At 47.7% G+C, this 23,658-nt stretch carries 26 protein-coding genes; 13 read left to right on the top strand and 13 right to left on the bottom strand.

Annotated elements, in window-relative coordinates:
* Positions 1 to 263: 263 nt before the first annotated feature.
* From nrdR to psbB, 3 genes are all read right to left on the bottom strand, one after another.
* Positions 264 to 779 carry a transcriptional regulator NrdR gene (nrdR, locus tag AC5JMP_RS25335; protein ID WP_495854278.1) on the bottom strand — a complete coding sequence of 172 codons (516 nt, stop codon included), beginning with the start codon at positions 777 to 779 and terminating at the stop codon, positions 264 to 266.
* Between the two features lie 252 nt (positions 780 to 1,031).
* The gene (locus tag AC5JMP_RS25330; protein ID WP_495854277.1) at positions 1,032 to 1,130 is read right to left on the bottom strand and encodes a photosystem II reaction center protein T; all 99 of its coding nucleotides are present in this window, start codon (positions 1,128 to 1,130) and stop codon (positions 1,032 to 1,034) included.
* A gap of 146 nt (positions 1,131 to 1,276) precedes the next feature.
* Positions 1,277 to 2,809 carry a photosystem II chlorophyll-binding protein CP47 gene (gene psbB, locus AC5JMP_RS25325; RefSeq protein ID WP_495854276.1) on the bottom strand — a complete coding sequence of 511 codons (1,533 nt, stop codon included), beginning with the start codon at positions 2,807 to 2,809 and terminating at the stop codon, positions 1,277 to 1,279.
* A 366-nt stretch (positions 2,810 to 3,175) separates the two neighbouring features.
* On the opposite strand from psbB, the gene AC5JMP_RS25320 reads away from it, so the two are divergent.
* The gene (locus AC5JMP_RS25320) at positions 3,176 to 3,478 is read left to right on the top strand and encodes a 2Fe-2S iron-sulfur cluster-binding protein (protein ID WP_495854297.1); all 303 of its coding nucleotides are present in this window, start codon (positions 3,176 to 3,178) and stop codon (positions 3,476 to 3,478) included.
* A gap of 96 nt (positions 3,479 to 3,574) precedes the next feature.
* Entirely contained in the window at positions 3,575 to 3,688 is a 114-nt protein-coding gene (gene psbM / locus AC5JMP_RS25315) for a photosystem II reaction center protein PsbM (RefSeq protein ID WP_495854275.1), read from the top strand.
* 185 nt (positions 3,689 to 3,873) lie between these two features.
* Here psbM and AC5JMP_RS25310 read toward each other — a convergent pair whose 3' ends face one another.
* Together AC5JMP_RS25310 and AC5JMP_RS25305 are read right to left on the bottom strand one after the other, a co-directional pair.
* Complete coding sequence (locus AC5JMP_RS25310; protein WP_495854274.1) at positions 3,874 to 4,302, bottom strand: photosystem I reaction center subunit II PsaD; 429 nt, start codon at positions 4,300 to 4,302, stop codon at positions 3,874 to 3,876.
* Between the two features lie 180 nt (positions 4,303 to 4,482).
* Positions 4,483 to 6,162, bottom strand: coding sequence for a DUF6930 domain-containing protein (locus tag AC5JMP_RS25305; RefSeq protein ID WP_495854273.1), 1,680 nt, complete (start codon positions 6,160 to 6,162; stop codon positions 4,483 to 4,485).
* A 150-nt stretch (positions 6,163 to 6,312) separates the two neighbouring features.
* Between AC5JMP_RS25305 and AC5JMP_RS25300 the strand changes: the two genes are divergently transcribed.
* The 6 genes from AC5JMP_RS25300 to AC5JMP_RS25275 all read left to right on the top strand — a co-directional run bounded on the left by AC5JMP_RS25300 (position 6,313) and on the right by AC5JMP_RS25275 (position 12,672).
* A complete protein-coding gene (locus AC5JMP_RS25300) occupies positions 6,313 to 6,678 on the top strand; it encodes a HesB/IscA family protein (RefSeq protein ID WP_495854272.1) in 366 nt (121 codons plus the stop codon).
* 139 nt (positions 6,679 to 6,817) lie between these two features.
* A complete protein-coding gene (locus tag AC5JMP_RS25295) occupies positions 6,818 to 7,249 on the top strand; it encodes a tetratricopeptide repeat protein (RefSeq protein WP_495854296.1) in 432 nt (143 codons plus the stop codon).
* A 263-nt stretch (positions 7,250 to 7,512) separates the two neighbouring features.
* A complete protein-coding gene (locus AC5JMP_RS25290; RefSeq protein ID WP_495854271.1) occupies positions 7,513 to 7,701 on the top strand; it encodes a hypothetical protein in 189 nt (62 codons plus the stop codon).
* Positions 7,702 to 7,812: 111 nt separating this feature from the next.
* Positions 7,813 to 8,064: a DUF8620 family protein gene (locus AC5JMP_RS25285; RefSeq protein ID WP_495854270.1), complete on the top strand. Its 252-nt coding sequence runs from the start codon at positions 7,813 to 7,815 to the stop codon at positions 8,062 to 8,064.
* A gap of 288 nt (positions 8,065 to 8,352) precedes the next feature.
* Complete coding sequence (locus tag AC5JMP_RS25280) at positions 8,353 to 10,032, top strand: Ppx/GppA phosphatase family protein (RefSeq protein ID WP_495854269.1); 1,680 nt, start codon at positions 8,353 to 8,355, stop codon at positions 10,030 to 10,032.
* Positions 10,033 to 10,293: 261 nt separating this feature from the next.
* A complete protein-coding gene (locus tag AC5JMP_RS25275) occupies positions 10,294 to 12,672 on the top strand; it encodes a putative PEP-binding protein (protein ID WP_495854268.1) in 2,379 nt (792 codons plus the stop codon).
* Here AC5JMP_RS25275 and AC5JMP_RS25270 read toward each other — a convergent pair.
* From AC5JMP_RS25270 to petN, 3 genes are all read right to left on the bottom strand, one after another.
* Positions 12,656 to 13,009: a hypothetical protein gene (locus tag AC5JMP_RS25270; RefSeq protein WP_495854267.1), complete on the bottom strand. Its 354-nt coding sequence runs from the start codon at positions 13,007 to 13,009 to the stop codon at positions 12,656 to 12,658. The genes AC5JMP_RS25275 and AC5JMP_RS25270 overlap by 17 nt on opposite strands.
* A gap of 173 nt (positions 13,010 to 13,182) precedes the next feature.
* Positions 13,183 to 13,359 carry a hypothetical protein gene (locus AC5JMP_RS25265; protein WP_495854266.1) on the bottom strand — a complete coding sequence of 59 codons (177 nt, stop codon included), beginning with the start codon at positions 13,357 to 13,359 and terminating at the stop codon, positions 13,183 to 13,185.
* A gap of 35 nt (positions 13,360 to 13,394) precedes the next feature.
* Positions 13,395 to 13,484: a cytochrome b6-f complex subunit PetN gene (gene petN, locus AC5JMP_RS25260; protein WP_495854265.1), complete on the bottom strand. Its 90-nt coding sequence runs from the start codon at positions 13,482 to 13,484 to the stop codon at positions 13,395 to 13,397.
* A gap of 330 nt (positions 13,485 to 13,814) precedes the next feature.
* Between petN and AC5JMP_RS25255 the strand changes: the two genes are divergently transcribed.
* A complete protein-coding gene (locus AC5JMP_RS25255) occupies positions 13,815 to 14,300 on the top strand; it encodes a hypothetical protein (protein WP_495854264.1) in 486 nt (161 codons plus the stop codon).
* 118 nt (positions 14,301 to 14,418) lie between these two features.
* Here the strand turns inward: AC5JMP_RS25255 and AC5JMP_RS25250 are convergent, their stop codons facing one another.
* Together AC5JMP_RS25250 and AC5JMP_RS25245 are read right to left on the bottom strand one after the other, a co-directional pair.
* Complete coding sequence (locus AC5JMP_RS25250) at positions 14,419 to 14,856, bottom strand: Hsp20/alpha crystallin family protein (RefSeq protein WP_495854263.1); 438 nt, start codon at positions 14,854 to 14,856, stop codon at positions 14,419 to 14,421.
* A 272-nt stretch (positions 14,857 to 15,128) separates the two neighbouring features.
* A complete protein-coding gene (locus tag AC5JMP_RS25245) occupies positions 15,129 to 16,655 on the bottom strand; it encodes a YifB family Mg chelatase-like AAA ATPase (protein WP_495854262.1) in 1,527 nt (508 codons plus the stop codon).
* A 411-nt stretch (positions 16,656 to 17,066) separates the two neighbouring features.
* Between AC5JMP_RS25245 and AC5JMP_RS25240 the strand changes: the two genes are divergently transcribed.
* Positions 17,067 to 17,483 carry a hypothetical protein gene (locus AC5JMP_RS25240; RefSeq protein WP_495854261.1) on the top strand — a complete coding sequence of 139 codons (417 nt, stop codon included), beginning with the start codon at positions 17,067 to 17,069 and terminating at the stop codon, positions 17,481 to 17,483.
* Between the two features lie 522 nt (positions 17,484 to 18,005).
* Here AC5JMP_RS25240 and AC5JMP_RS25235 read toward each other — a convergent pair.
* The 3 genes from AC5JMP_RS25235 to AC5JMP_RS25225 all read right to left on the bottom strand — a co-directional run bounded on the left by AC5JMP_RS25235 (position 18,006) and on the right by AC5JMP_RS25225 (position 20,199).
* Complete coding sequence (locus AC5JMP_RS25235; RefSeq protein ID WP_495854260.1) at positions 18,006 to 18,596, bottom strand: hypothetical protein; 591 nt, start codon at positions 18,594 to 18,596, stop codon at positions 18,006 to 18,008.
* Between the two features lie 19 nt (positions 18,597 to 18,615).
* Positions 18,616 to 19,593: a hypothetical protein gene (locus AC5JMP_RS25230; protein WP_495854259.1), complete on the bottom strand. Its 978-nt coding sequence runs from the start codon at positions 19,591 to 19,593 to the stop codon at positions 18,616 to 18,618.
* Between the two features lie 459 nt (positions 19,594 to 20,052).
* Positions 20,053 to 20,199, bottom strand: a complete 147-nt coding sequence (locus AC5JMP_RS25225) for a hypothetical protein (protein ID WP_495854299.1) — start codon at positions 20,197 to 20,199, stop codon at positions 20,053 to 20,055.
* Between the two features lie 335 nt (positions 20,200 to 20,534).
* Here AC5JMP_RS25225 and AC5JMP_RS25220 point away from each other — a divergent pair, with 335 nt between their 5' ends.
* The 3 genes from AC5JMP_RS25220 (at position 20,535) to accA (ending at position 23,392) form a co-directional block, all read left to right on the top strand.
* A complete protein-coding gene (locus AC5JMP_RS25220) occupies positions 20,535 to 20,885 on the top strand; it encodes a histidine triad nucleotide-binding protein (RefSeq protein ID WP_495854258.1) in 351 nt (116 codons plus the stop codon).
* A 147-nt stretch (positions 20,886 to 21,032) separates the two neighbouring features.
* A complete protein-coding gene (gene psbA / locus AC5JMP_RS25215; RefSeq protein ID WP_495852956.1) occupies positions 21,033 to 22,115 on the top strand; it encodes a photosystem II q(b) protein in 1,083 nt (360 codons plus the stop codon).
* A 293-nt stretch (positions 22,116 to 22,408) separates the two neighbouring features.
* Complete coding sequence (gene accA, locus AC5JMP_RS25210; RefSeq protein ID WP_495854257.1) at positions 22,409 to 23,392, top strand: acetyl-CoA carboxylase carboxyl transferase subunit alpha; 984 nt, start codon at positions 22,409 to 22,411, stop codon at positions 23,390 to 23,392.
* Positions 23,393 to 23,658 lie beyond the last annotated feature (266 nt).

The following is a 23,658-nucleotide window of genomic DNA, read 5'->3' as shown; positions in this document are numbered from 1 at the left end:
AACCCCTGCGAACTTAATAGCACACAGCCTTGCACGACTAATTGCATCAATGCTGCCCGAGAAAATTTAAGCCTTACTCAATTTTTCAGACCTTAGAAGAACCATGATAACTTAATTTTGGTCGCGATCAAATCCTTCCTTAAGAGAAGACTCCTTTAGTCTTAAGAAACGAGGGGTTGATAAAGTTTTACCTGAAAGCTTGATTGGCAACCTTGCTAGCTGGCGCGAGACTTGCTCTCTAAGCATCTCTTAAACATCTGCCTCTACCTGACCATTCCCATTGGAACCACAGCCATCTGGCTATCGGGAGCAGAATCTGCTAGTTGGGTAGACTCCTTCAGGTGATTTAAAGTTTCCACAAAATCACGGATGCCTCGAAACTGCTTATAGACTGAAGCAAAGCGAATGTAGGCAACTTCATTCAATATGCGCAGATGGCTCAGAACCAATTCGCCAATCTCGCTGCTGGAGACTTCCCGAACCGCCCGTTGCTGAAGCTCAACCTCAATTTCATCCACAATATTTTCTAGCTGCAGGGGAGAAATTCCGGTTTTTTCGCAGGCCCTTACCATTCCCCGCAAGACTTTTGAGCGATCGAACGATTCTCGATCGCCGCTGCGTTTTACGACAACGATCGGCACAAATTCAATCCGCTCGTAGGTCGTGAAGCGGTGGGTACATTGCAAGCACTCTCGCCGCCGCCGTACGCTATGACCAGACTCGGCTGAACGCGACTCCAAAACCCGGTTATCTGGACATTGGCAGACTGGACAGCGCATACAGCAACACCCTCCGGGGATTTAAACATGCTCAAAGAGAATCACTGCCTTTTAAGGCGCGATCCTCATAACCATCATACTGCAATTGCGGATTGCCGTTAAAAATTGCGAACTGTGGTTAAAGGGCGATCGCTCCCTAGGTGCAATGAGGCAAAAGCGAAGTGCGCAGCACCTTTTAGTACCGCGCACTTCATTCACTTAGCACTTGATTCACTTAGCTCTTGCTTCGCTCAGAGAGCGAAGCTCAAAAAATTAGTCTTTGGTAATGCGGGGGGGTTCACGGAAGGCGATCGCAAAAAACAAAACACCAATTCCCAATGTCAGTACCAAAATGTAGGCAACAGCTTCCATAATCAGAAATCCTCGAAGACGAGTATGAACATTTCTTAAATCTTCGTAACCGACCTAGATTCAGCAGAAGCTCAACAAGCTTTAAGAACAGATCTAGCAGACCAGCTTCTCAGCCGCGCTAGATCTCTCTTACTCCCTAAGATAACTTAGATTGCTTCCTTACGTCGGGTTGTCTTATCGCCCAACTTCTGGAAGTAGCCCCATTCCACTTGCTCTTCAGAAAGGTCAGGGTCAATACCCGCAAACACGTCTCTGAACAGCGTCCGGGAGCCATGCCAGATATGCCCGAAGAAGAACAGCAGCGCAAAGCAAGCATGTCCGAAGGTAAACCAGCCCCGAGGACTCGTGCGGAATACCCCGTCTGAACCTAGTGTTTCGCGATCGAACTCAAAGGGTTCACCCAACTGAGCCTTACGCGCAAAGCGCTTGACTAAAGCCGGATCGGTAAAGACTTGACCATCTAACTTACCGCCATACAAACTGGCTGTCACCCCGGCTTGCTCAAAGCTGTACTTAGATTCTGCACGGCGGAAAGGAATGTCAGCTCGGATGATTCCGTCGCTGTCCACCAAGACAACCGGGAATGTTTCAAAGAAGTTTGGCATTCGACGAACTGTTAGTTCGCGCCCATCAGAATCTTTGAACACGACATGGCCATCCCAGTCCTGAGCAATGCCATCACCCTGCACCATTGGACCTGTTCTAAACAAGCCGCCCTTTGCTGGGTTGTTGCCAATGTAGTCGTAGAACGCCAGCTTCTCAGGAATAGCAGACCAAGCTTCGGAAAGACTAGCTCCATCTGCCACACTCGCCTGAACGCGGCGGGTGATTTCTTTCTGATAGTAGCCGCTATCCCACTGATATCGGGTGGGACCGAACAGTTCAACAGGGGTTTCCGCGCAGCCATACCACATGGTGCCAGCGACCACAAAGGCGGCAAAAAATACCGCAGCGATACTGCTAGACAGAACCGTTTCAATGTTACCCATCCGCAAAGCCCGGTAGAGGCGCTCAGGCGGACGAACCGTGAGATGGAATAGACCCGCAATAATGCCAACGATTCCGGCAGCAATATGATGGGCAACAATACCGCCCGGATTAAAGGGATCAAATCCTTCAGGTCCCCAGGCAGGGGCAACTGGCTCGACGTGACCCGTTAACCCATAGGGATCAGACACCCACATACCGGGGCCGAATACGCCCGTGAGATGGAATGCGCCAAATCCAAAGCAGAGCAAACCCGATAGAAACAGGTGAATCCCAAACATTTTGGGCAAATCCAGAGCAGGTTCGCCTGTGCGAGGATCTCTGAACAGCTCTAAATCCCAATAGACCCAATGCCAGCAAGCTGCCAAAAACAGCAGACCTGACAGAACAATCTGGGCGGCAGCCACGCCTTCAAACGACCAGAAGCCAGGATTGACTCCTGTTTCGCCAGTGACGCTCCAGCCAGCCCAGGAGTCAGTCACGCCAAGGCGCGCCATGAAGGGCATGACGAACATACCCTGTCGCCACATAGGATTTAGAACCGGATCGCTAGGATCAAAAATAGCTAGCTCGTAGAGTGCCATTGAGCCAGCCCAACCTGACACAAGAGCAGTATGCATCAAATGTACAGAGATTAGCCGACCTGGATCATTCAGGACGACTGTGTGTACGCGGTACCAGGGTAGTCCCATTGACTACGCTCCTCCTAAATGAATAAATTTCAACGATTCCTTCAGCCTTTTATTAAGGTGCCTAATACTGGTTAGACTACCAGATTAAGGAGCATTACATCCGATGCGATCGCCTGTCATTCATCTGTTTTGTCGTCATCACGGTGACTTGAAGCAGATAGAAATCCGAACCTTGTGCAGTTTGGCTGTAAGCTTGTAAAAATGAAAGTGTATAAAGAAGTGTAACCAGTGTGAGAGGCGATTGCAAGCACTATGCAAACAGGCTCCAAAGAAGAATTTCAGCAAGGCTCAGAACCCGAATTGAGTCAGCCAATTGAACCAGCCGATCCCACAGTTGAGCTATCTGCCGCGTCCCCAACTAAGCCAATGTCCTGTATTACGTTTGTTAAAGAAGATAAAGTGGCGTTTGCAGCAGAGGGAGCCAACCTTCGTTTCAAGGCTCTGGAGAATGGTATCGACCTGTACACCTTCATGGGCAAGATGATGACCTGTGGCGGCTACGGTCAATGTGGCACCTGCGTCGTCGAAATTGTTGAGGGTATGGAAAATCTCTCTCCGAGAACTGAGGTTGAGGATCGTAAGCTCCGCAAGAAGCCTGACAATTATCGGCTAGCCTGTCAGGCACTGGTGCAGGGAGCCGTGAGCGTGGTGACGAAGCCAGGCAAGTAGGCTGGGTTACTCGTTTTGTCCAAGTTGAGAGGTATTCTTAATCTTGGGAGTGTTTTGAATTCATTTCGGTAATTCAGTTATGCGAGGCTGATTCTAATGCAAGTTAATGATCTAGGGTTTGTTGCAACTATTTTGTTTGTTCTGGTTCCTTCTGTCTTTCTACTCATTCTTTACATTCAGACTGCTAGCCGCGATGGGACAAAATCCTAGTCTGAGGGCAATAACTAAAGTGAAGCGCTGGGGAAATTTCTCAGCGCTTTTTTGTGGCGACTTTGCGGCGACTTTGCGGCGATCGCCCAAAACCACAAAAAAAGGATGGAAAAGCTCCACCCTTAACAAACCGCATATTAAAGAAATCAGCGTCTAAACACTGTTCAGATTTTAGGAATCAGATTTTAGGAATCGTAGGTCTTTTTGCCAGTAAACTTGACCGCAGCTGGTTGAGGGTTGCTGCCAATATTACGGGCGACTGCATTCACCTTCTCGCGTCCGGCATTCACCTTTTCAGGGAAAACGCCGTCTGCTGGATGCAGGTACTGAATTTCACCACTGGGATAAACCCGGTAAATCTTGAAATCCTCGATTCTGGGCTTAAATTTGGTGCGGAGTTGACCGCCAAGAGCCAAACACTGCTCTTTGCGTGCTAAATACAGCAAGTTTTCACCTTGCCGCATAATGGCCGCACCACCTGTGGGCATTTCAAACACCTGTTCCTTAGAACTGGTCCAGGTGATCGCGTACTTTTCTTCTTCTTCGGCCTTGCTGAGGAGTCCGCCAGTGCTACCGCCAAACAAAGGCGTTTGTCCAGTAAGAGTTTCTGCCATGGATGTTTCTCTGAACATTTTTCAGGAATCCTACCATCGTGCCTGACCCCCGATCGCGACTTTGCTCTGAACTGTAACAGTTCTTCGTGAACAATTTTTTGAATCTGCTTCTGGGGAGTGAGGAGCATATCCAGAGAGAAATAGTCTCTCTTTAAATTTGTTATTCGCTGTTACTTTTTATTACTCAAAGTAAGGCATGAGTTGCAGCGAACCTAAGCCCAAATCTTCAGATGAAACCGATCGCGCCTCAAATAGCGCCAGCATATCGGCAAACTCAGGATTTCCTTTAGATGCGCCTGTGAAGCCTTTGGCAATGACTAATCCGCAATATCCCTTAACCTTTTTGCAGCGTTGATCCCACTTTTTGCGAGCTTGAATGTGAACTGGATCTGCCTCTAAAAATTCTCCAAACAGATGCATTTCGCCATTCTCAGTTTGCAGAATGCCAAGATCGTAGCGATCGCCCGAAATCGGATCTTCGCCAGGATTAAAGCAAATTGCTTTTAAGCCGCCAGAGGCTTTGAGGGCATCAATTAACGCTATGGCTTTGGGACGAGAGGTTTGAATCAAAATCACTGGAAAGCCATCGCCGCCTTTGGAGAACGTCACCTCTAAACTTTGATGAAACTTAACGTTAGTTCGTAGAACGTCTAACGTGTCCCAAGGCATTGCCCCTAGACTGTAAAACGAGTCTTCGGGAATCAGATCGCTACGTAGAATAGGCGATGCATCTACTTCCCACCCGTCCGCTGTGTCAGACGCAGCGGACATCTCAAACAGCTCTTCGGCGATCGCAGGTAAGGTGCAAACCTTGACAGAAATTTTTTGAGTCGGCTCCTTGGGATCGGGAATGCGATAGCGACTTTGAATTGACGGAAAATCTTCGGCAAGTTTAGAGAGGTGCTGCCGACAGAAACGATGCAGTGCATCCAGCGCCACCAACGCCACACGGGCTTCCTCCTCATAAAGCACAGGGCGCATTCCCTCTAGCGGATGCAAATTGCCAAAGGCGGGATACACGCCTGTTTCGGCAAAGAAATTGGCAAATTCGCTAGGGCGATCGTCTTCCTCCCAATCCTCTTCGTTTTGGTCAAAGGTAACAAATAGGCAGTCTTGCTCTAGAAAAGCAGATTCTAGATCTTCTGCTTCCTCTCCCGCCAACAAAACCTGCTGCCGAAACTTTTTTAAGGAGTCTAGCGATCGATACATCAGCAGCCCATATTCTACGCCCAGCATCCCCAAAATCGAGACATAGAGAGTGCCGACATCGCTATAGTTCAGCTCAATCGAGATAATTTTCTCTTCGTCGAGAGTTTCCCACGGGGCGTCGCGCCAAATCTGGCGGGTGATTTCTGCCATCGGCTGAATGTATTCGTCTGGCAGCTCTGGCGGACGAGTTTGCAACATCCCTTGCAATCCGTCAAAAAATTCATCAATCAGCGGTAGTTCAGGCGCGTACTCGACTACGATATCGAGATCCTGCAAGACCCCACGCAGAAAAAATTGCAGCTCTCGATCGCAGACAATAATTCTCTGAGGTCGAGCAGGCATGGCAGAGCCGTGAGGAAATTCCATGGCCTGAAGCAGCGTACGAACGATCGCCTCTTGCCCCACATCTGAAGGTGCCATATCCATAGCACGGACTAGCCCCTCGGTGCCATCCATCCAGATGATGCAGTTCCCGCGATCGCTGAACTGAGATTCTATACTGGCAGCCATTCCAGACATTAAGCCAGATGCCATTCCAGAGCCTAAGCCACCTAAACCAGATGCCAAGGCTCGGCAGTCGCCCTCCCAAATGCTAGGAACCTGACGCAATTTCTTGAGCCGCCGACGGGTAGTGCCACTGAGAGCAGTCATAGATAAAGTTGACGCGCGAAATGCGGTGATTCTGAACGGAGTAATTCTACTGATGCTAATGCAATCCTGACGGCTTGAGGGCAAAACCTGAAGATGAATCCGCTACTATCAGAGTAGAGATCAGCGAAATAGTGGGAGCTTTAAACACAAATGACCCAGGCAACTCAACAGACAACTCAGCCGCAACAGCGCGGAATCTTGATGTCTGATAACGCTCTACGCCATGTCCTAGCGCTACGGGATAAACAGGGCAAAGATTTATGCCTACGGGTGGGCGTTCGTCAGGGAGGCTGTTCCGGCATGTCTTACATGATGGACTTTGAAGACCCTAGCAATATCCAAGCAACTGACGAAGTGTACGACTACGAAGGCTTTAAGGTGATTTGCGATCCTAAGAGCATGTTGTATCTGTATGGGCTAATGCTGGACTACAGCGATGCCCTGATTGGCGGTGGGTTTCAGTTCACCAATCCCAACGCTAATCAAACCTGCGGCTGTGGCAAGTCTTTTTCGTAAAGACCGATTCTTCCTAACTAAACTCGGTATTTTGGATTAAGATTTGTTCCCAACTTTGGGAATGACTGAGCTAAAAGATGGGGCTGAGTGCTGTATTTGCGGTACTCTGATAGACCGTGACGTTTTTTAATCGATGGCTATGACTGAAGAGGTTTCTGTTGAGGATCTGTTTGATCAGGGTTTGGAGCGCTATCAGGCAGGTGAGTCTGTTGAAATTTTGCTGCCGCTGTTTAAAGAAGTGTGCGATCGCGCTCCCAAAACCAGTTCGGCATGGACTTGCTTAGCATGGCTCTACTTACTAAGTGACAAACCCCTTCAGGCAGTTAAAGCGGCTCAGAAAGCGGTAAAGCTGAACCCTCAAGACCCTCAGGCGCGAGTAAATTTGGCGATCGCCATGCTAGAAACTGACCAGAAAGGCGTGCGGCAGCACATTGAGTTAGCGGGCCAGATCATCATGGTGTCACCTGAGTTAAACGATGAGCTGAAGCAAAATTTTGAAGATGGATTAAGCAGAAAGCCAGACTGGAAAAGTCTAAACCGCGTAAAATCGTGGCTCTTTGAGGGGAAATAACTTAAAACTTCATCTCTAAAAGTAATTCTCTCTTAGTAAGTTAATGTTTGCTTAGTGCCTCAGCGGTTGATACTGCTGAGGCACAGGTTTTAAAGTCAGAGAATTGCGATCGTGTTTTTTTATGTATCCTATCTCACTATTTCGCAAGTATTTTTAACAGAAGGATCAGAAATCGAATGATAAGATTTGGTGAAGTCAGAGATTAGCTATGCTGATGGCTAATTTTTTTATCAACCATTTTAATATTGAAGGAGCTGGAGTCTATGCAAGGTCATATCGTTGATGTCAAACCAGATACTCGTAACCATAAGGGCTTTTTCATTGATCAAGGAGAATACAAATTCATGGGCGTTGATCAGTCTGGTTGGGCACTGATTTGCGTTGATGATGTATCTTGCCACTATATAGATCCAGATAATATAGAAAGCCTTGAAGAGCTGGTAGCAAGCTAGTTCAGCAGTTTTTTTCAAGTTTTAATAAGATTTTGTGGCTGTTCCTGATTGATGGTACAGCCATATTTTTTGATAGTCTAGATAGCATTAGCAACTATACGATTTTGGATAATGAAAGATAAATTTTTAGAGTGGTTGAACCTCGCTTTAATGGCGAATTTATTCCTAGTTTTGTTTAGCTTTTTTTGGCTGGCGATCGCTGTTATGGGTCACTCGTTTGGCATTTCGCTAGGACTCGATCTCTGGTATAAGCTCTGGGAACCTGTATTCACACCCGCGATCGGCATTTTAATGGGGGGCGCCATCTTGAGCGGCGTGGCAAGCTGGGTTAGACAACGCTTAGAGGATCGTCAGGCTCAATAGCAATCAAGATCAACAACAATCAAGACTAAGAATGACCAAGGCAGGAATCACTCAGATAGCTGAGGCAGTCCGGAACTTTTTGAGTCCTGAAAGGTCTGAGTGGACAACCTACATTGAATCTTTGAAGTAGCATGAATCTTTGATGGGATGATTCTTGATCTTCAGTGAGCAGCCTGTAAGCAGGCGAGACATCACGGTAAGATTTTACAGGAAAGTTTATAGACAGTCTGAACTCATACTGGCTCTCTAGCTTTTGCTCTGACCAGCCTAACTACCCCCAACACCTGGATGATCGATCTGATCTGTGAGAGCCAAGAATCTCTACCTGTTCCTGTATTACCTTCTGTAGGGAGTGAGCCTTCTTCAGACAGGCGAGGCGATCGCATTCTAGCCGCCATTGATGTGGGCACAAACTCGATCCACATGGCGGTAGCAAGAATTCAACCCAGTATTCCTGCTTTCACCATTGTTGCCCGCGAAAAAGCGACGGTGCGGCTGGGCGATCGGGACAAGACCACGGGGTGCCTGACGCGAGAAGCGATCGATCGAGCCATTGAGGCGCTGAAGCGCTGCAAAGAAATTGCCAAAAGCCTGAATGCTGAGGAAATTGTGGCGGTTGCGACTAGCGCTGTGCGGGAAGCCCCCAACGGCAAAGATTTCTTGCGTGAGATTGAGCGAGAAACGGAGCTAATTGTAGATCTAATTTCGGGTCAGGAAGAAGCCCGTCGGATCTATCTGGGTGTGCTGTCGGGCGTAGAGTTTGGCAATCAGCCCCATGTGATTATTGATATTGGCGGCGGCTCTACAGAGCTGGTTTTGGGCGATGGGCATGAGCCGCGAACGCTCAGCAGCACCAAGATTGGGGCAGTTCGGCTGACCTCAGAAATGGTCAACACTGACCCGATCAGCAATAGCGAGTTTAACTATCTACAAGCCTACGTGCGGGGAATGCTGGAGCGATCGGTCGGCGAGTTGCGGGCGCAGATCCAGCCCGGTGAAGAAATCCACATGATTGGAACTTCTGGGACGATCGCTACCCTCGCCACGATCCATGCCCGTGAGAAGCTGGGAGTGGTTCCGGCTCCTCTCAATGGCTATCAGTTTAGTTTGCCGGATTTACGTGAAATTGTTAGTCGTCTGCGGAAGCTCAACAATGCCGAACGTGCGGTAATTCCGGGTATGTCCGATCGCCGCTCTGAGATCATCATGGCTGGGGCGATGATTTTGCAAGAGGCAATGGCGCTGCTGGGTCTGGAAAACATTACTATCTGCGAACGCGCCCTCCGGGAAGGCGTAATTGTGGACTGGATGCTCACCCACGGCTTAATTGAGGATCGCTTGCGGTTTCAAGGCTCTGTGCGGCAGCGCAGCGTGATTAAAATTGCTCATAAGTATCAGGTGAATCTGGCGCACAGCGAACGCGTGGCAAACTTTGCCCTGAGCTTGTTTGACCAAACCTCAAAGATTTTGCATCCGTGGGGAACTGCTGAACGAGAGCTGCTGTGGGCAGCGGCAATTTTGCACAACTGTGGTCACTTCGTCAGCCATAGCGCTCATCACAAGCACTCCTACTATCTAATTCGCTATGGCGATTTGCTGGGCTATACGGAAGTAGAGATCGAAACGATCGCCAACCTAGCCCGCTATCACCGTAAGAGCACCCCCAAGAAAAAGCACGATAGCTATCGCAACATCACCAGCAAGAAACATCGCCGCGTGGTGGATCAGCTTAACCCGATCCTACGGCTGGCTGTGGCGCTCGATCGCCGCCAAATTGGCGCAGTCCAGCACGTTCGCTGCGACTATAATCAGGTCGCTCAAGAACTGCATCTGCATCTGCAAACCGATCGACCGGACAATGACTGCGCTCTAGAACTCTGGAGTTTGGATCTGAAGAAGCTCGCTTTTGAAACGCAGTTTGGCGTTAAATTAGTGCCAGTACTGGATGCTGTAGCTGCTGTTGTTTAGATTCTCACCACGGAGATTTTTGACATTGCTTAATTTGGGTATGAGTTTTTTGAAAAGGTGGCAGAGCGACCCTTTCAAAAAACTCATACCTGAAATCAGTAACACCAATTTTTCTCGGCATTGCGTCCTCAAAGTCCACAGTACGGACGAGAGAATGCAGAATGAGAAGGTAGGAGTCATAAAAGACAGCGATCGCCTCAATTCCAATTGGCGTTACCTTAGGTTAAAACACTTGCTAAATCGCCTGAGTAAAGCCCTCTAATGCCGCATGTGCCTGTGGAGTATTTGTATCGGCTAGAGCAAATTCAGTCTCCCGAGCGCAGATTAGTGGGAGATAAAGCGTTTTACTTAGGATTGCTCAAACAGCAGGGTTGCCCTGTGCTTCCAGGCATCGTGGTTTCGGCTAAAATGCTTCAGGCGTTTCTGGAAAAGATTGCTTGGCAGTCTCCAATGCTGACCGACTTACCTCACTCTTCGCTACATGTGAATGTGGAACAGCCTCAGCAGCTCCAGCTTGTGACTCGGCAGATTCGGCAAGCTATTTTGTCTAGTGAGGTGCCTGAAGAGTGGCTGGTGGCGATCGCATCGGCTGTCCAAGACTGGAGACTAGAGGAGAATCGATCCGGGAGAAATTTACTAGCAGAAAGTTCAGCCCTGATTTTTCGCCCCTCATTTACGCTGCAAACCCTAGATGCCACCGTTACCCATCGCACTGCCGGATTGCTGGAGTCACATCTGTGCGGCTGGAGTCAGGATGCAATCGCCTATAGCCTGAAGCAAACCTGGGCAGAGTTGTTTCGCGCCAGAAGCTTGCTCTACTGGCAGCGTCTAGGAATTCAGCTTCAGCACATTAACTTAGCTGTGCTAATCCAGCCCATTGGAGCGGCGATCGCTTCAGGAGATATGCAGATTTCCCCTGACTATCTAGATATTCGAGCCACTTGGGGGCTGGGACAGGGATTGATAAACGGCGAAGTCATCCCCGATCGCTATCGCATTCATCGGCAGACTGGATCTCAAACGCAGTCTTTAGGCAGTAAATCATATGCTTACACAATCTCTCTGTCGGAGAATCTGTTGGAGAATTTGTCTGCCGCTCACTATATCCGACTGACTACTGAGGATAGTGGATCTTCTGCTCAGTATGCCCTTACAGAAGACCAGCTTCAAAGCCTGAAGCAGCTCGCTGGGCAAGCTACCGTCAATCTGGCATCTGCTGCCAGCCTAGAATGGACGCTCTGCAAACTGCCCAAACAGCCGCCAGAACCTTACATTACTCAGGCAATTCCGCAGCTAACGATTGATCTAGACGAGGAAGGTCAGAAGACCGCAGCATCTGCTCATTTAGTAACTGTGCCGCCTCACTCATCCTTGCTAACCGGACTTCCTGCTTCTCGTGGGACGATCGCTGCCGTAGCCTGGGTTTGCCAGCCCGGTCAGGTCATTGCCCCAATTCCTAACCAAGCCATTTTGGTTACCTCCATGATTACCCCTGATCAGATTGCAGGATTAAGTCAGGTTGTGGGTATTGTTACAGAGCAGGGCGGTATGACCAGCCACGCGGCTATCTTGGCGCGGGAGCTGAAAATTCCTGCGGTTGTGGGGGTGCATCATGCAACTCAACAGATCAAGACAGGCGATCGGCTTTGGGTGAATGGCGATCGAGGAGAAGTGCGTCGGGTTGTTGGGGAGCAAGAGTTTTTAGACTATCAAGCTAAATCTAAATCTGAATCTAAGCCAGAATTCCTATCGCTCCCTCGTCCCACTCGATCCAAAATCGCGACACAGCTTTGGGTGACACTCAGCCAGTCAGGCTCAATTGCTGAAGCTTCCTGTGCCCTGACCGATGGCGTAGGATTGCTGCGGTCTGAACTGCTTTTGATGGAGGCGTTACAAGATCAGGGGCAGGGCGTGAGCAATCGCATTGCTGCCTTGGTCACGCCATTTGTGGCAGCGTTCTCGCCTCGCCCAGTATTTTATCGATCGCTGGACTTGCGATCGCATGAGTTTCCTAGCCTATCAGAAATCCCGGAAACAAATCCGGTACTGGGAATAAGGGGCACTTTTAGCTATCAGATTAATCCAAGACTATTTGATCAAGAACTGGCGGCATTGCGACAAGTTCAGCAAAACGGTTACAACAATCTCCGTCTGATTTTACCCTTTGTGCGGACTGTAGAAGAGTTTTGTTTTTGTCGTCAACGGGTTGAGCAGGCTGGACTGACTCAAAATCCAGATTTTCAGCTTTGGATTATGGCAGAAGTGCCTTCGGTATTGCTGCTGATGCCAGACTATGTGAGGGCAGGAGTGCAGGGTATCGCCATTGGCAGTAATGATCTAACACAGCTGTTGCTGGGAGTCGATCGCGATCACCCACGGATGCAAACCGCCTTCAACCCCAATCATCCGTCGGTGATGCGGGCGTTTCAGCACCTCATTCAAACAGCTCATCAGCTAGGAATTCCCTGCTCAATTTGCGGTCAGGCGGTTAGTCAATATCCTAAAATCATCGAATCGCTCATTCGTTGGGGAATTACCAGCATTTCGGTCGATTCAGCCGACTTAAGATGGGTGCGTGACGCGATCGCCCTTGCAGAGTCTAAGGCAGAGTCTAAAGCAGGTTTTAAAACTGTGTTGTAACTCCTAAACCAGAGCGAGTTGGACGAATTCTCACCGTTTCAGGCAAGCCAAGCACCTGCTGAATGGGATCTCTACGCTGTCCTGATCTAACAGGACGGTTTTGATTAATCGTTGCTGCTTGCTGACTGAGTTGCTGAGAGCGATCGCCCTTAGCATTCTGTGATGGAACTATTGACGTACCCAATTGTGAAGCTCTGGAAGAAGGCGCTGATTGAACTTCAGGCGCGACAGACCGCCCCACGGATGCACGCGAAGGCACATCTGCCCATGCACTATTGGCTAAAACCAGCGCTGTAGAGGATGACGCTAGTGCAATCAAAGCTGTAAATAATTTCATTGGTTGTCCTGCCCAGAACAGAGAAATTATTTACAGCATAAATAGCTGAAACTTGAATGGCGACCGAATTGCTACCGATATCGCTGAGTCGTCAATTTAAAGGCACTGCTAATTCATAAGTCTGGTTTTCTGGAGGGAACGCTCCCTTCAGAAAACCAGACTTAGAATTATGTCTATCTGCGCTTGGGTCGCTGATCTCGCTTTTCCTGATCTTGACGACGGCGATCGCGCCACTCCAGCGTGGTCAGATAGGCAACACCACCCGTGACGACCACCAAAAGCCCCAGCGCTAAAGTTGCCAGAACCGTAAGAAATATCGTGTCGGCGCTCATGCCTAGGATCTCTGACATACTGTTTCCTGCCGTGAAATACTGAAGCCTATGAACTAAAAGCCGTTACGACCCCAGATCACCATGGAGATCGAGAATGTAAACACGGCTAAAAGTCCTACCCAACCCAAAGACAAAATATCCATAGTTATGACTTCAAAAGTAGCAAGGTTTTTTGTATCTATACCTTCAATCATAATTTAAAGCTGTACCCTTCTTGCCCTACTCTCGATCGCCAGATTGGCTTTCTATCAGCTGCATCCTGGAAGAGTCCGAGCGATGTTTACAAATCGCTAAAGTTAGTAATATAAGGACTCACGAATCAAAAATTGCTTACAAGCCATATTCAGACAGCTTTTACGGCTTTGAGCCTCAGCGATCGGCTTTACTAAATATCTTCTTCTGCAACGATAGTTTATCCTCTAACCGAAACACATTCGTTAGGCTGGACGTACATCATCATTCCGCACTTCATCATGTCTGCACTGACGACCTCTCAACGCCTTAACTGGAAGACGATCGCCCTCTGCGCTCTGGCTTTCTGGTTCAGCGGTAGCCTCCTCCTGGATCTTGTCCTCATGCCCACAATGTATATGACCGGCATGGTAGCTGAGCCAGGTTTTGCAACGGCTGGCTACTCCATGTTCGGGGTTTTTAACCGAATTGAATTGCTCTGTGCAGCGATCGCCCTCACGGGAGTTCTAGCCCTTCGTAGTAGCCATCAGGCGATTGAACATTGGGCTGTGCCTTTGGCGATCGGTCTGCTGGGCATTGTTATGGTCTATACCTATGGGCTGGCTCCAGAGATGAGCGCTTTGGGCTTGCAGCTTAATTTGTTTGAGGTCACTTCTGAATTTCCTGCTCAAATGAACCAGATGCACTTTGAATATTGGGTGCTAGAACTCATGAAGCTCACGGGTAGCGGTCTGCTGTTAAGTCAGCTCTATCGCATAGTCCAGTAGCATCCCAGCATAACGTTAGCAATTACATGAAAGCTACAAATGAGAAAGCTAGAAACGAGAGATGGCTAGCAGTTGCTAACATAGCAATCCACTAGCCATCTTGGGCAATTAGCGGCAACTAGCCCAAGTCTACTTTAAAGATCTTGTTCTTTTCCTCTTCAGCTTTCGGAAGCGTGAGTTTCAGGATGCCGTCTTTGTAGTCTGCTTTTGTGTTGGTGTTTTGAACTCTAGCGGGTAAAGGGATAACACGCTGGAAGGAGCCATAGCGAAATTCTGTGCGCATCATTCCTCTGTCTTCAGTCTTGGCTGATTCTCTGCGTTCACCGCTGATAGAAACCGCATCAGCAGCGACTTGAATATCCAGGTCTTTTGCGGCTATCCCAGGTATCTCAAGACTCAGGTGAATTGAATCAGACGTTTCCTGAAGTTCTGCTGGAGGAGTAAAAGCAGACCGACTGCTTTCCCCATCTGTTGTGGTCAAGCGATCGAACAAACGGTTCATATCGCGTTGCAGGTATTCCATTTCTTGAAACGGTTGCCAACGAATAAGAGCCATAACAATCACCTTTGAACTCGACTTATAGCGTTTACACATCGTTCACCGATGTGCCTTTAGTGTAGTGAAGTCTCAGGATGTATAAGTTCGGTTTACTGGAATAGCATAAGTCGTTTTTTCCGAACAGGGTATGGCGCTGCGCGCTTAGATCCAATGGGTTATTTTTTGAGAGCCGCGCTCCGCGCGGCTCTCAAAAAATAACCTGTCCTAACTCAATCACGTAGTGCCATACTGAGTTAAATCTCAGATTCACGCTCTCACAGCAATTAGCCTTACTGCATTCGATCGATCGTCCGATACTGAATGGCTTCTGCGACATGAGCCGTCTGTAAGTTTTCGCTGCCCTCTAAATCAGCGATCGTTCGTGACACTTTGAGAATGCGATCGGTGGCTCTTGCTGACAGCCCCATTCTGCGAATTGCGTTTTCTAGCAAAATGCGGGTTGCATCCTCTAACCTACACCACTGGCGCAGATGCCGTCCCTGCATCTCGGCGTTGCAATGCAGCGTTTCGTTCTGGAAGCGATCGCCCGCCCTCACTCTTGCCTGCTGCACCCGTAGTCGAATATTTTCTGATTCCTCGCCTAGGCTTTGTTGCGTAATCTCTTCAGGCTTCAGCCGATTTACCGCTACCTGCAAATCAATTCTGTCCATCAACGGGCCTGAGAGTTTTGCCCAATACTGCTCTCGATGCCGGGGCGAACAGGTGCAAGGCTGAACTGTATCGCCAAAATAGCCGCAGGGACAGGGATTGGTGCTGGCAACCAGAGTGAATTTTGCTGGGAAGGAGACCGATTGCCTTGTGCGAGAAATGGTGACATGTCCGTCCTCTAACGGCTGACGCAGAAACTCCAGCACGTCCCGCTTAAATTCTGTCAACTCATCAAGAAATAGAACACCCCGATGTGCCAGCGAAATTTCTCCCGGTCGCGGAAAACTGCCGCCCCCCACCAACGACGGGCCGGAAGCTGAATGATGAGGGCTGCGAAAAGGGCGATCGCTCACCAGAGATCCCTTATCTTTCAGCAGTCCAGCGACAGAGTGAATTTGTGTCACCTCCAGCGCTTCCTCGAAGGTTAGCGGCGGCAAAATTCCCGGCAACCGCCTTGCCAGCATTGTTTTACCACTTCCAGGCGGCCCAACAAAAATCAGGTTGTGTCCTCCAGCAGCGGCTATTTCTAATGCACGCCGAGCTTGAGCTTGACCTTTAACATCCTTGAGATCAAGCCCTTGGAAGCGCGATCGCGCCAGTTCTTCCGCACCATTGATTCGTGTCGGCTGATGGTGGCTGGGATGATTGAGAAAATCTGCCACTTCTGAAAGGTGCTGAAACCCATAAACTTCCAATCCTTCGACTACGGCAGCTTCGCGAGCGTTGTCAATCGGCACAATCAGCCCTTTGATGCCAAGCTGATAGGCTGTGGCTGCGATCGCCACCACTCCTGCAACAGGTCGTAGTCCGCCATCTAAAGAGACTTCCCCTAAGAACAGGTAATCTTCCAAGAGCTGCGGGTTCACTTGTTCAGAAGCCGCTAAAATCCCGACGCTGATAGGCAGATCAAAGCTAGGGCCTTCCTTTCTCAGATCGGCAGGAGTTAGGTTAATGACAATCTTACGCATCGGAAAGGCATAGCTCGCATTTTTCAGCGCTGCCTTCACCCGCTCTCGGCTTTCTTGAACTGCTGTGTCGGGTAAACCTACTACCACAATTCCGGGCAACCCACCTGCAATATCGACCTCTACCCCTACTTTGATAGCATCAATTCCAACTAGGGCGGCGCTCCAAACTTTGGCAAGCATGTTTGTCGTACTCTATGGTGCAGTGCTTTCAGCGTCTAGAGTGCCCAATATAAGATATTGAAACAACAAAAAAGCCCTCAAATTGTTGTTTACAGCCAGAAAGAAGCAATTCTTATCATGAATTTTATTTCAACATGAGGCTTGCTGAGCTAGAAAGCTTCGATCACATAGGAAGGCTACGAGATAGCTTACGATACTTTCTAATCCCGATGAGAGCACGCTAATACCAATTTTCTGTAAGGCTGCACAGAATAATCTCCTTAACTGACTAGGGTTTCAGCTCCTCGTATTTTATGCAGTTTTATATAAAATTAGTATGAGCGGTTCAACTTGCCAATCCTATTTAAGTCACAAGAGAGCTGATACCAGTGATAATATGCTGTTATTGGCAAGGAAACACAAGAGGTGCTTATGAGTTCTTTTTTTAGCGATTGCTTAAAAATTCTAAGAGAAACTTTCAAAAAACCCTTCGACACAACATTACTTGTTCGCTCTAATTCGTCAAACAAAATTAATGTTTACGTAGCTAAAAAAGTGGGCAAGCAGAATAGCCAAGACAGTCAAAACCCAGAAGAAGAGCTTCTGCCACCTCAGAACGAAATTGTCAAAGTTCGTAACTCTGTGTCTATTGGACCTATATTCAAGCTGGCTTTTCTATCAGCCTTAGCCCTAACAATAGTTTCGTTACTCATTGTGACCGCAATCGCTATATTTTCTTCTAATCGTGAATTGTCCGAGTATCAAAAACAGCTCTTCGAAACGTGTTCTACTACTTGGAAAATGGGATTTGGAGCTATTTTAGGACTGATAGGAGGCAAAGCGACCTAAATAGTCAAGTAACTGAATAATGTGAATAAGGTGCTCAAAAATCTACCCAACCAACTTCTGCTCTGGTCTCCGCCTGTATGAATAGTAAGTTTCTCGTTGGGTCCATTAAAATCAATACGATATCTATTGATTAAGTCTCTACCAATAATTGTGACTTCTCCATTCCAAGCTCTTGCTGTTAGTGATATCTCGCACCCGTTGAAAACAACGGTAGTCCAATAATTTCTTACAATTAATTCACCACTTATCCCATTGATTACTTCATTACTCCCAGTTGGTCTAGCTTCAACTTCCTCTAATAAGCCTAGAGGTATGAGTGTTATGCACGAGCCTGTATCCAATAGAGCATTATCAATCAGAACCTTGAACTCAGGGTTTTCAATACTTTTCAGTTCAAGAGCTACATAAGGGACTGATGGGATCTTGGAGTTCACTCTACTGTATGAATAAGTGCTAGTTTTCACTGTGAATTTGTTTAACGAACTACTGAGTACATACAAGAACTGTGAACTCTACCAAACTTTAACAGATTAACGGTGTCCAAATGGTAAATTTGGGTTCTTCTTTAAGAACTTTTCTTACAAATAAAGGTCTTAAACCCATTGTCCCATAAGCAGTTTTCATTAGAGTAGCTTCATCATCGTGACTAAGAAGAACTAAGCCATTTTCAAAAAGAACATATTTGTTAGGATAGTCTTTAACCAGCTCAGGAAGCTTTTCCTTGAAAAGCTTAGATTGATTCTCAAGATAATCCTGCTCTTCTTTGTTTGAATAAGGAAGCTTATCTGAGGAATACGAATGGATAACGCTTCCGCGCACAGCTTGTGTAGTCGATTTGTTTAAAGAACTTACAATAAAGTTCAATTCTTCCATTCTTGATGGGTTGGCAAGCTGATGCACGTAATAACTAGAAGAGCTAGGTTGCAAAGGCTTGTGGACAGAAAGATTTTGATGATCGTGTAGTTTTATCTTGGCTTGAAATCTGCTTATTCCAAAACTCACAGGTGTAATACTTTTACACAATGGTGGAGGGACTTTAGCTTGCTGATATCCTGAAGCTTTACTTGCCAGTTCCTTGTCTGCCAGCGTTCTGATGGTATTAATACCCCACATAGTTGAGCCTTAGAATAGATTAATGACCTAGATGACTTAGTAAAGTTGCTGCTTGGTAATATATTGACGAGTACTGCGTATAAGTTAATTGCTGAATCAGATAAAGCGATAGTATATCGGCTAAAATGTATCCAAAGGCGACATCAAGAGTTTCGTCAAAAAAATCCACATGTCGATGGTCAAAAGATACGAAACCAAAAATTGCTCTGCCTGATTCAGTAGAAATGTTGAAGTGTGATACAAATGCCTCGTCTAACTTACCCGTCTCCAAAGACATAGGGATAACAAGAATAGATTTGTAGCAACTATCTAATGGAGGTTGCATCGTCCTCTGACTATTTCCCTCAACTACAACTATTTCCTTCCAACATTCACGCCAAGCCCTACTTGCATCATCTATTTCGTCGTCGTACAAGAAAGAGTTTCGGAAATCTGACTTGTTAAACTCTAGAACCTTCTCTTTGATAAGCCTTACATTTTGATATCCCCCGTTCTCAACACTTTCCGGAATATCATTACAAATAAAGTAGTCTGCACCTGCTGCAATTTTTTCAAATGCTGTATTGCCATCAGTAGATATGTTTAAGCTTTGAATTTGAAGTTCTGGGCGGCGAAATAAAACCACGAGCTGGTCGCCCGCAATGACTTTTACACAGACCCTTGGTAGTACAAACGATCTATCTTTAAAGAACTTCGCTACATAATCGAATGCAACCTCACAGGCGTCTTTGAACGTAGAGTACAAATACTGTTCTAACTGGCTCAAACTGTCAGCTAGCTTTTTTCCCAATACTCTCTTATCAGGGATAAGTGGAGGATTTGTCAGTTTCTTAATATTTTCTTCATTTCTGCCCACTATGCCTTCTAAATGCATCAGGCATTCCTTCACATCTTTGTGCCTTTCGCTTGCAATAAAAGTATGCTGCGATAGCCTAAGTTGGTTCTCGCTAATAAACTCATTCAGAAGAGCGAGAAGTTCACTTGTAGAAATGGTCATACAGTATACAGTGCTTGGTTTTCTCAAAGGCTTTGCGCAAAGTACGTGGATTTTAGGCGAAGTACACAATCTCAAGACTCTAGCTGTTAAAAATAACACAGAGCTAAAGTGCGTATGAGAAAATCCCTATATGTTCCCCATGAATTGGACAATAATCCTACATTAAAAATAACTTTGACTTCTGAGGATAATTATACAGAATACCAATCTGACTTTATCTGTATGGGAGTATGCCATAGTATACAATTATTTTTCCCTCTATAGAAAATTTAAACAAAGCATGACCACCATACAGCAAGCATTACAGCGATTTAATTATAAGTAATAGGTGATTATGTTCTCCCCTATTGTAGTTTCCAATGGGCATCAGGCATCGGGCATTAGGCTGTCCTTATTTTGATACCAATCCAATCGACTGCTTCTGGGAGTACCAATATGCTTACAACTGATCTCAGACTGCTATCTTAAGGACACTTCGCTCAAAAACAGGTAATCTTCTTGTCGCTGTGCGACAAATCCCGTTAGTTCACCTGCAATATCGACCTCTACCCCCACTTTGATGGCATCAATTCCGACTAGAGCGGCACTCCAAACTTTTGCAAGCATATTCTTTCGTTGTGCGCTTCGGCACAGGGCTTTCAGTGGCTAGAGTGCCCAATGCAAAAGGATGAAGCAACAAAAGGATAAAGCAACAAAAAAGCTCTCGAACTGTTGTTTACAGCCAAAGAGCTTCAAGCACTCATCGCAAATTTGAGAAGGTCAATCAATTTGCTCAAACCATGGCACTACAACAGGTCGCAAGGACAACATTGAAATGCTAAATCATTCTGGGCGAGCAGAGTTACTGTACCTACTCTCCCCTTAGAATTACAGCAAATGAGAACATTTTCGATTTCATTTTGTGAACTAAATTGTGAACTAAGTTTATGAGTGAGGCTTCTATGAGTGAAAAGGTAGACACTATCTTTGGCAAAATTATCCGGCGTGAAATTCCAGCAGAGATTGTCTATGAAGATAATCTCTGTCTCGCCTTCCGGGATGTTAATCCTCAGGCTCCGGTGCATGTGCTGATCATTCCCAAAGAGCCGATCGCCCAACTGTCTGATGCTGAATCTAAAGACCATGCTCTGATAGGCCATTTGTTGCTGACTGTTAAGCGTGTGGCAGAGCAGCTTGAACTTGCCAAGGGCTACCGTGTGGTGATCAACACTGGCGAAGATGGCGGACAGACCGTACACCACCTGCATTTGCACCTTTTGGGCGGTCGTCAGATGCAGTGGCCACCCGGATGAAAAGGGCGATCGGTTAACCATTAAATCTTAAGGAAAGTGAAAATCTGAGAAGATTGCTTTACAAATCTCAAAGAAACCGTTACATTAATTCCATGGGCGGAAAACCCTACATCATCTCAAGCAAATTTATCCAAGCACTCATCAACCATGACAACTACACTACAGCAGCGCGAAAGCGCTAACCTGTGGGCGCGGTTCTGCGAGTGGGTCACCTCCACCGACAACCGCCTCTACATCGGCTGGTTCGGCGTCCTGATGATCCCCACCCTGATCTCCGCCACCATCTGCTTCATCGTCGCCTTCATCGCCGCACCTCCTGTAGACATTGACGGCATCCGTGAGCCTGTTGCCGGTTCCTTGATGTACGGCAACAACATCATCTCCGGTGCAGTCGTTCCTTCCTCCAACGCGATCGGCTTGCACTTCTACCCCATCTGGGAAGCAGCTTCACTCGACGAGTGGCTGTACAACGGCGGCCCTTACCAGTTGGTGGTTTTCCACTTCCTGATTGGCGTCTTCTGCTACATGGGACGTGAATGGGAACTTTCCTACCGTCTGGGTATGCGTCCTTGGATCTGCGTGGCTTACTCTGCCCCTGTTGCAGCCGCAACCGCAGTTTTCCTGATCTACCCGATCGGACAAGGTTCCTTCTCTGACGGCATGCCTTTGGGTATCTCCGGCACCTTCAACTTCATGTTCGTGTTCCAAGCTGAGCACAACATCCTGATGCACCCCTTCCACATGTTGGGCGTAGCAGGTGTGTTTGGTGGTGCGTTGTTCAGTGCGATGCACGGTTCATTGGTCACCTCCTCCCTAGTGCGTGAGACCACCGAGACCGAATCGCAGAACTACGGCTACAAGTTTGGACAAGAAGAAGAGACCTACAACATCGTTGCGGCTCACGGCTACTTCGGTCGGTTGATCTTCCAATACGCCTCATTCAACAACTCCCGCAGCTTGCACTTCTTGTTGGGTGCATGGCCAGTGGTGGGTATCTGGATGACGGCATTGGGCATCAGCACAATGGCATTCAACCTGAACGGGTTCAACTTCAACCAGAGCATCATCGACTCGCAGGGTCGCGTGGTCTCCACCTGGGCAGACATTTTGAACCGTGCGAACTTGGGGATGGAAGTGATGCACGAGCGGAATGCTCACAACTTCCCGTTGGACTTGGCTGCGGGTGAAGCGGCTCCTGTGGCTATCACTGCTCCTGCCATCAACGGCTAGAGGCGGGTCAGTCGGCTCCTGAGTTAGATTTTGAGGCGCTCTCCCTTGGGAGGGCGCTTTTTGATCTGTGTCTCTAAAAAGTTAATTTTCAAAGGCGCTTCGCGCCTTTGAAAATTAACTTTTTGGGTTTTGGGTTGCGCTATCCGCAACCCAAAACCTCGTCTACGATCTCCTGAAACTTGCAGTTAAACTCGCTGCACAGTCTACTGAGCCTCCTGTATCAACTGGGTTAAGAGGCTCAGTAGAGTAAAATGTTCACTGAAAGCTTTTAAGTTTCCACCTTCTCTTACGCTATGGCAGCTTCCGATCGCAAACCCATCTTGCTCGACTTTGAAAAACCTTTGGTAGAGCTGGATGCTCGTATTGCCCAAGTGCGAGAACTTGCCGAAGAAAATGATGTTGATGTCTCTGACCAGATTTTTCAGCTCGAAGCCCGTTCTGTGCAGCTTCGACAAGAAATTTTTGGTAGCCTTACTCCTTCTCAGCGGATTCAGGTGGCGCGCCATCCGCGTCGCCCTAGTACCCTCGATTATATTCAGGCGATTAGCGACGAGTGGCTTGAGCTGCATGGCGATCGCCGCACGGGTATTGATGACTTGGCGTTGGTAGGTGGTGTAGGTCGGATTGATGGCAGACCTGTTGTGATGTTAGGGCACCAGAAAGGCAGTGACACCAAAGATAATGTGCGGCGTAACTTTGGCATGGCATCTCCAGGCGGTTACCGCAAAGCCATGCGATTGATGGAACATGCCGATCGCTTTGGGATGCCAATCATTGCGTTTATCGACACGCCGGGAGCTTATGCTGGGTTGGAAGCAGAGCGGCTAGGGCAAGGAGAGGCCATCGCCTACAATTTGCGGGAGATGTTTCGGCTAGAGGTGCCGATTATTTGCACAGTGATTGGGGAGGGTGGTTCAGGTGGCGCGCTGGGCATTGGTGTGGGCGATCGCCTGATGATGTTTGAGCATTCTGTGTACACGGTCGCTAGCCCTGAAGCCTGTGCCGCCATTCTCTGGAAAGATGCTGCCAAATCGCCCCAGGCAGCTGAAGCCCTACGGATTACCGCCCCCGATTTGAGAGAGTTAGGGATTCTCGACCAAATTTTGCCCGAACCCATTGGCGGCGCTCATTCTGACCCTTTACTGGCTGCTGCCACGCTCAAGCAGGCATTGCTTGAGAATCTCCAGGTGCTGTCTCAGTTCTCTATCCAAGAGCGACGGGAGTTGCGTTACCAAAAATTTCGCAATATTGGCGTGTTTACGGAAGCTGCAGTTTAGGTCTGAGACTGCGTTGTGATACTTGCGTCGTACAACCCGATCTTGGAGGGTAATTATTCTTCTTCTCTTGATGCTTTAGGATCAAAGAGGAAATTTATGGCTTCCTCTTTATAGCTCCCCAAAGTCTGCACATTTAGAGAACGCAATCGCCAGTGCTATAATTTTCAAGTAACAATTGTTTACAATTCTTTAATCTTGATTCAGAACCACTTGTGAATGAAGGTTCAGCAATGATGCTTTGTTGATGTGGCACTTTTGTTGATGTA

This window comes from Drouetiella sp. (assembly GCF_059504425.1).
This window is presented reverse-complemented; position numbering and strand designations above follow the sequence as displayed.